Raw genomic sequence first — 5,601 nt, 5'->3', positions numbered from 1 at the left:
CCGCCACCGCGGCGCGCTCCTCCGCCCCGACCCGCGCCCGCTCGCCGATGAGCAGGCCGGCGCCGATCGCCACGAGAACCGTCGCGCCCTGCAGGAACAGGGCGGGTCCGTCGACGGCCACGGCGCCCCCGGCCGTCACCGTCCGCGTCCCGGCGAGAGCGACAACCGCGACCAGCGCCGCGGCGAGCCCGCCGAGGTACAGCACCACCTGCGCGCGGTAGCGGTGCCGGGAGGGCGCGAACGCCTCGACCAGCACGGAGACGATCGCCGTGCCGAACACCACCAGCAGCGGCACGAGCGAGGAGTAGGCGATGTCCGGGGTCATCGGGGCGCACCTTCCACGTGGGCGACGGTCGCCGCGACCGCCGGGTCGATCACGTCCAGCGCGGGCTGCGGGTAGAAGCCCAGCACGACCAGCGCCACAACCAAAGGCGCCAGCACGACGCGCTCGCGCACCGTCATGTCGGGCGTGGTCTCGAGGCCGGTCGCGACGGGCCCGCCCATGACGCGCTGGTAGGTCCACAGGATGTAGACCGCGGCCAGGACGAACGTCGCCGTAGCCAGGACCGCCGCGACGGGGTACACCTCGAACGTGCCGACGAACACCAGGAACTCGCTGATGAACGGCGCGAGCCCCGGCAGGGAGAGCGTCGCGAGCCCGGCCACGAGGAACACCCCGGCCAGCACGGGGGCGACCTGTTGGACGCCGCCGTAGTAGCCGATCTCGCGGATCCGGTGCCGACGCACGAGGAACCCGGCCACGAGGAACAGGGCGGCCGTGGCGAGGCCGTGGTTGACCATGTACAGCGTGGCGCCTGCGGCGGACTGGGTCGTCGCGGCGAACACGCCCAGCACGATGAACCCGAAGTGCGAGATCGACGCGTACGCGATGAGGCGCAGCAGGTCGGTCTGCGCGATCGCCATGAGCCCGCCGTAGATGATGCTGATCACCGCGAGCGTCACCATCACGGGCGTCGCGGTGTCGGCGGCGCCGGGGAACAGCGGCAGGCTGTACCGCAGCATCGCGAAGGTGCCGACCTTGTCGACCACCGCCATCATGAGCACGGCGGAGGCGGGCGTCGCGGCGACGGCCGCGCCGGGCAGCCACGTGTGGAACGGCCACAGCGGCGCCTTGATCGCGAACGCGAGCGTGAACCCGGCGAACATCAGCAGCGCCACGCCGGTCGGGAGCTGCAGGCGACCGTCGGCGACGGCGTCGGTGATGAGGCGGTAGTCGAACGTGCCGCGGCCGTCCGGGCCGAGTCCGGCCCGGTCTGTGTAGATGTAGAGGGTGATCACCGCGGCGAGCATGACCAGCCCGCCAAGGAGGTTGTAGAGGAGGAACCGCACGGCCGCGCGGGCCCGGTCGGTGCGGCCGGCGTCCGTGCCGCCGGAGTCAGTGCCGCCGAACCCGCCGATGAGGAAGTACAGCGGGATGAGCATCGCCTCGAACGCGACGTAGAACAGCAGCACGTCGAGGCTCGTGAACGCGACCAGCGCGAGCCCCTGCGTCGCGAGCAGCAGCGCGGGGTACGCCTGCCCGCGGCGCCCGCCTGCCCCGACCGCCGCCTCGTCCGGCCCGTCCGTGTCCCGCCATCCGGCCAGGAGCAGCAGCGGCATGAGCGCGGCGGTGAGCAGGACCAGCACGAGCGCGACGCCGTCGAGGCCGAGCGTGTACGTCGCGCCGAACGCGGGGATCCACGGCCGCGACTCGACGAACTGGTGGGCCGCGCCGCCGGGTTCGAACTGCACCGCCAGCACGACCGCCACGGCCAGGACGACGAGGGACGTGGCCAGGGCGAGGGGCCTCGCCGCGCGGCGCGCACTGGTGGGGAGGACGACGACGAGGACGGCGCCGACCAGGGGCGTGAGCCACAGCGCGGTGAGCAGTCCGGGGCCGGTCACAGCACGCCTCCGCCCAGCATGGCCGCGATCACCAGGACCGCGCCGACGAGCATGTACAGCGCGTAGGACCGGGTGAGTCCGGACTGCAGGAGTCGCGTCCGGGCGGACAGTTCCCCGATGGTGGCGGCGAGGCCCGTCGCCGCGCCGGCCACCACGCGGCGGTCGACGACCGCGGTGCCGGCGGCCAGCGCCTGGCCGGGTCGCATGAACAGGGTCTCGTTGAGGTGGTCGGCGTAGAGGTCGCGGCGTGCGGCGCGGGTGAGGGGTGAACCCTCGGGGGCGGTGGCGGGCACGTCCGCGCGGGCGTAGAGGCGGACCGCGACGGCCACGCCCGCCGCGACCGCGACCAGGGAGGCGGTGGTGACGAGCCACACCGGCAGGACGTGCTCGGGGTGGTGGTCGCCGACGACCGGGGCGAGCCACTCCTGCAGCCGGCCGCCGATCGCGAGCAGCCCTCCCGCGGCCACTGAACCCACGGCGAGGGCGATCATGGGACCGGTCATCGTCGCCGGGGACTCGTGCGGGTGCGCGTCCGCGGCCCAGCGGCGGGGGCCGAAGAACGTGAGGATCATGACGCGGGTCATGTAGAAGGCGGTCAGGCCCGCACCGAGCAGCGCGATGCCGCCGAGCAGGTAGCCGGCGGGCCCGCCCGCGTCGAAGGCCGCGGAGATGATGCCCTCCTTGGAGTAGAAGCCGGCGAACGGCGGGACGCCGATGATCGCGAGGTAACCCAGCCCGAAGGTGACGAAGGTGATCGGCATGACCGCCCGCAGTCCGCCGTAGCGGCGCATGTTCACCTCGTCGCCCATCCCGTGCATGACCGAACCGGCCCCCAGGAAGAGCCCGGCCTTGAAGAACCCGTGGGTGAGCAGGTGCATGATCGCCAGCGCGTACCCGGCGGGTCCGAGCCCGGAGGCCAGCACCATGTAGCCGACCTGGCTCATGGTGGAGGCCGCGAGGACCTTCTTGATGTCGTCCTTCGCGCAGCCGATCACCGCGCCGTACAGGAGCGTGACCGCGCCGACGGCGATAACCGCGGTGCGGGCGGCGGGGGCGGCGTCGAAGACCGGGTTCGCGCGGGTGATGAGGTAGACGCCCGCGGTGACCATGGTCGCGGCGTGGATGAGCGCCGACACCGGGGTCGGGCCCTCCATGGCGTCGCCGAGCCAGGACTGCAGCGGGACCTGCGCGGACTTGGCGCACGCGCCCAGCAGCAAGAGCAGTCCGATCGCGGTGACCAGCCCGGCCCCGGCCCCGCCCTCGATCGCGGCGAACACGCCCTCGTACGACAGTGTCCCCAGCTGGGTGACCATGACCATCAGCGCGACGCCCAGGCCGATGTCGCCGACGCGGTTGACGACGAACGCCTTCTTGGCCGCGGTCGCGGCGGACGGCTTGTGCTGCCAGAACCCGATGAGCAGGTACGAGACCAGACCCACGCCCTCCCAGCCCAGGTAGAGGCCGAGGAAGTTGTCGGCCAGCACCAACAGCAGCATGGCCGCGAGGAACAGGTTGAGGTACGCGAAGAACTTCCGGCGCGCGGGGTCGGCGGCCATATAGCCGATCGAGTACACGTGGATGAGCAGGCCGACGCCGGTGACGAGCAGGACGAACACCATCGACAGCTCGTCCAGCCGCAACCCGAAGTCGACCTGCAGCTCGCCCACCGAGAGCCACGTGAACAGCGTCTGCGCGGCCGCCCGGTCACCGGGGCCACGGCCCACCATCTCGACGAGCTGCCACCCGGCCACGGCGAACGAGCCCAGCGCGGTCGCGGAGCCGAGCAGGTGGCCCCACCCGTCCGCCCGCCGACCGAGCAGCAGCAGGACCACCGCCCCGAGCAGGGGAAGAGCGGGGATGAGCCACAGCGCGGACCCGGTGACGGCGGGAGCGAGGGCGGCCGCGGTTGTCGTCGTCGTCATCGTCGTCGTCCCCCCTAGTACCTGAGCAGGCTGGCGTCGTCGACGGACGCCGATCGGCGGGAGCGGTAGATGGCCATGATGATCGCGAGGCCGATCACGACCTCCGCGGCGGCCACGACCATGATGAAGAACGCGAAGACCTGGCCCGTGACGTCGCCGTGCATCCGCGCGAACGCCACGAGCGCGAGGTTGGTGGCGTTGAGCATGAGCTCGATGCACATGAACACGACGATCGCGTTGCGCCGCAGCAGGAACCCGGCCGCGCCGATGGTGAACAGCACGGCCGAGAGGTACAGGTAGTACTCGGGGTTCACGGCCGCGCACCCCCGTCCGCGCCGCGGGCGTCGCCGACGTCCCGCACCTCGCCCGCGCCGCGCCCCTCCCCGGCCTCGAGCTGGTCCGCCGACGCGGCATCGCGGGCGTGGCGGCGCAGCACCTCGCTCACGGAGTCCGGCGCGTCGGAACCGTCGGGCAGCCGGGCGGGCACGTCGGCGGAGTTGCGGCGCGCGTACACGCCCGAGCTCGGCAGAGGCGTCACGCGCGCGGAGTCGTCGCGCTGCCAGTCGAGGAACCGCTGCTCGGACAGCTGGCGCTGGGTGAGGCGGCCGGTGAAGCGCTCGCGGTGGGCCAGGACCATCGCGCCGAGCGTGGCGATGATGAGCAGCACCCCGGTGAGCTCGAACGCCCACACGTGTCGTGAGAACAGCAGCTCGGCCAGCGCCGGCACCTCGAACCCGCCGGCCGCGAACCCCGCGAACGGCGGCAGCTCGGCGCGCGCGAAACCGGTGGCCAGCAGGACCCCGAACCCCAGGCCGGCGAGGATCGCCGCCACCCGGTGCCCGCGGATCCGCTCGACCAGCGAGTCCGAGGACTCCACGCCGATGAGCATCACCACGAACAGGAACAGCATCATCACGGCGCCGGTGTAGACGACGATCTGCCCGACACCGAGGAACACCGCGCCCTGCGCCATGTACAGGACGGCCAGCGAGACCATGGTCGCCGCCAGGCACAGCGCCGAGTAGACGGCCCGGGTCGCCGCGACCACCCCCAGCGCCCCGGCCACCGCGACGGTCGCCAGGACCCAGAACAGGACCGACTCGCCGGCGGCCATCATGAGGCCTTCGCCGGGTCGTATGGTTCGCCCTGCTCGGGCACCGCTCCGGTGATCTCGCCGCGGTAGTAGTCGGCGTGGTCGGCGCCGGGGACCATGTCGTGCGGTGGCGGCACCATGCCGGCGAGCATGGGCCCGAGCAGGTCGTGCTTCTCGTAGATGAGGTCGGCGCGGTTGTCGTCGGCCATCTCGTAGTCGTTGGTCATGGTCAGCGCGCGGGTCGGGCAGGCCTCGACGCACAGGCCGCAGCCGATGCAGCGCAGGTAGTTGATCTGGTAGATCAGCCCGTACCGCTCACCTGGGGAGTAGCGCTCCTCGGCGGTGTTGTCGGCGCCCTCGACGTAGATCGCGTCGGCCGGGCACGCCCACGCGCACAGCTCGCAGCCGATGCACTTCTCCAGGCCGTCGGCGTAGCGGTTGAGCTGGTGACGCCCGTGGTAGCGCGGCGCGGTCGGGACCTTCTCCTCCGGGTACTGCTCGGTGTGCTTCTTGCGGAACATCGTCGCGAACGTCACCCCGAACCCGGCGAGCGGCTCGAGGAACCTGGGAACCCTAGGCATGGCGGGCCTCCTGACTCGGGGCGGTGTCGGTGGTCGGTGTGGCGGGGGTGCCGGCGCGGCCGAGCGCGGCGCGCTGGTGCGGGAGCGGCGGGACGGGGAA

The 5,601-nt window shown here is 72.4% G+C and carries 5 protein-coding genes and 1 pseudogene; all 6 read right to left on the bottom strand.

Going from position 1 to position 5,601, the window contains the following annotated elements:
- Nucleotides 1-325 (bottom strand): annotated as a pseudogene (locus tag KHA85_RS15895) (NADH-quinone oxidoreductase subunit NuoN); the annotation flags it as partial.
- Entirely contained in the window at nucleotides 322-1,905 is a 1,584-nt protein-coding gene (locus tag KHA85_RS15890) for an NADH-quinone oxidoreductase subunit M (RefSeq protein WP_213186557.1), read from the bottom strand. The pseudogene KHA85_RS15895 and the gene KHA85_RS15890, both read right to left, overlap by 4 nt.
- Nucleotides 1,902-3,827: an NADH-quinone oxidoreductase subunit L gene (gene nuoL, locus KHA85_RS15885; RefSeq protein WP_213186556.1), complete on the bottom strand. Its 1,926-nt coding sequence runs from the start codon at nucleotides 3,825-3,827 to the stop codon at nucleotides 1,902-1,904. Before nuoL ends, KHA85_RS15890 begins: the two co-directional genes overlap by 4 nt.
- A 14-nt stretch (nucleotides 3,828-3,841) precedes the next feature.
- Nucleotides 3,842-4,141, bottom strand: a complete 300-nt coding sequence (gene nuoK, locus KHA85_RS15880) for an NADH-quinone oxidoreductase subunit NuoK (RefSeq protein WP_007631742.1) — start codon at nucleotides 4,139-4,141, stop codon at nucleotides 3,842-3,844.
- A complete protein-coding gene (locus KHA85_RS15875; protein ID WP_213186555.1) occupies nucleotides 4,138-4,944 on the bottom strand; it encodes an NADH-quinone oxidoreductase subunit J in 807 nt (268 codons plus the stop codon). The genes nuoK and KHA85_RS15875 overlap by 4 nt, the downstream gene beginning before the upstream one ends.
- On the bottom strand, nucleotides 4,941-5,501 hold the full coding sequence (gene nuoI, locus KHA85_RS15870) for an NADH-quinone oxidoreductase subunit NuoI (RefSeq protein WP_213186554.1): 561 nt from the start codon (nucleotides 5,499-5,501) through the stop codon (nucleotides 4,941-4,943). The genes KHA85_RS15875 and nuoI overlap by 4 nt, the downstream gene beginning before the upstream one ends.
- Between the last annotated feature and the right edge of the window lie 100 nt (nucleotides 5,502-5,601).

This window comes from Dietzia massiliensis (genome assembly GCF_018390595.1).
Classification (GTDB): domain Bacteria; phylum Actinomycetota; class Actinomycetes; order Mycobacteriales; family Mycobacteriaceae; genus Dietzia; species Dietzia massiliensis.
This window is presented reverse-complemented; position numbering and strand designations above follow the sequence as displayed.